This window comes from Campylobacter showae CC57C, assembly GCF_000344295.2.
Lineage (GTDB): Bacteria > Campylobacterota > Campylobacteria > Campylobacterales > Campylobacteraceae > Campylobacter_A > Campylobacter_A showae_B.
Genome location: NZ_AOTD01000228.1, coordinates 1 through 1593, shown reverse-complemented (window position 1 = coordinate 1593; position 1593 = coordinate 1). Strand labels below are relative to the sequence as shown.

At 45.7% G+C, this 1593-nt stretch carries 2 protein-coding genes; both read left to right on the top strand.

Annotated elements, in window-relative coordinates:
- Window positions 1–14: 14 nt before the first annotated feature.
- Window positions 15–854 (top strand): peptidoglycan metallopeptidase Pgp3, encoded by an 840-nt coding sequence (pgp3, locus tag H740_RS08920; protein ID WP_002953357.1) that lies wholly within the window; start codon window positions 15–17, stop codon window positions 852–854.
- A gap of 54 nt (window positions 855–908) precedes the next feature.
- The gene (locus tag H740_RS08915; RefSeq protein ID WP_002953356.1) at window positions 909–1403 is read left to right on the top strand and encodes a DUF1104 domain-containing protein; all 495 of its coding nucleotides are present in this window, start codon (window positions 909–911) and stop codon (window positions 1401–1403) included.
- Window positions 1404–1593: the final 190 nt, after the last annotated feature.

Sequence of the window (1593 nt, the reverse complement as noted above, 5' to 3'; positions counted from 1 at the left end):
CGTAAAGGATATAAATGAAAAAGATTTTTTTAGCCGTTTTGATATGTTTAAATTTGAGCGCAAAAGGGCAGGGCAGCGCGCCTAGCCAAACTCAGACGATCGTAAACGGCGACGTCGAGATAGTGCAGGTGGAGGCTAAATTTGCCGGAAATTTAAGCATCGACGGCAAGAAAAAGCGCTGGCTTAACGTGCCAGGGGATGAAAATTTAAAATTTGCCATCGTCGCCGCTAGCTACCGTCAAAAGGGCGAAATAAAGCTAATAAACGGGCTTAAAGGCGGCTATGAGACGATAATTTTTAAGATCGTAGAGGGACAATATAAAAAAGAAAAAATAACCGTCGAAGGCAGCAAAGTAACGCCGCCAAACGAGGTGTTAAAGCGTATCGAGGAGGAGCGCGAGGAGGCGAATAAAATCTATGCCACTGCTAACGCCGGGCTAAAATTTAGCTCCAAATTTATCCTACCGATGAGCTCGGCGGTCACGAGCCCGTTCGGTACCGCGCGCGTATTTAACGGCACCTTAAAGAGCTACCACGGCGGCACGGACTTTAGAGCGGCGGTCGGCACGTCCGTAATTGCGGCAAACGACGGCGTAGTCGTCATTGCAAAAGATCGCTACTATGCTGGCGGATCCGTGGTTATAGACCACGGCGAGGGCATTTACACGCAGTACTATCATCTAAGCGCGCTAAACGTTAAAGTCGGACAAAGCGTCAAAAAAGGCGATATCATCGCGCTTAGCGGCGCTAGCGGGCGAGTGAGCGGGCCGCACCTGCACTTTGGCGTGATCGCGGGCGGCGTGCAGGTAAATCCGCTAAATTTCGTAAAAAAAATCAACGAAATTTTAAATTAACATTTTTTTCACGACTTTTCTTTAAACTTCGCTCATCTTTTTAAAGGAGAGAAAATGAAAAAAGTAGTTTTAATTAGTATGTTGGTTGCGGGCGGGCTTTTTGCCGCGTCGCTTGAAAATAGCACGAACGACGAGCTTTATAAAATGGTCGCAAACGCCGATGCTAAGACGCTTAGCGAGGTAGCATTTGAGATAGACAAACGCGCGGGCAAACTAAGATACGAGGCAAAAGAGGCTAAGCGCGGGCTAAAAGCCGAGATGGTAAAGAAAATGGATGCCATGAGCGTCGCCGATAGGCAAAATTTCATGCAGGATTTTCGAAAAAACTACAATGACAAGGTTGGCTCGCTAAGCGTGGCGGAGGCTAAAAGGCTTGATATCGAGCTAAAAGATCACGATAACGACGATGATCTGCATAAGAAATTTAAGCGCGATTTTAAGGGCGGATTTAAACACGGCGGTAAAGGCATGATGGCTCAGGACTGTGCAAATGCCGGAGATTGCAATCAAACCGGCGGCTACAAGGGTCCAAAACAGCCGATGAAATAATAAAATTCGAGCTTCCTTTCTGGAGGCTCAAACTTATAAATTTATGAAATTTTACCTTCAAATTTAGATGAAATTTGATAAATTTACGCAGGATCTGTTTGCGACTAAATTTGAGTGCGAGCGGACAAATTTAAAGTAAATTTGAGACGTTGGGCAAAAATTTAGCGCAAAGCTACGCCGAAATCAAGCG

What these genes read in the sequence shown, in the direction of transcription:
- H740_RS08915 (WP_002953356.1), top strand. Translation starts at nt 909, where the DNA reads ATGAAAAAAGTAGTTTTAATTAGTATGTTGGTTGCGGGCGGGCTTTTT.
- pgp3 (WP_002953357.1), top strand. Translation starts at nt 15, where the DNA reads ATGAAAAAGATTTTTTTAGCCGTTTTGATATGTTTAAATTTGAGCGCA.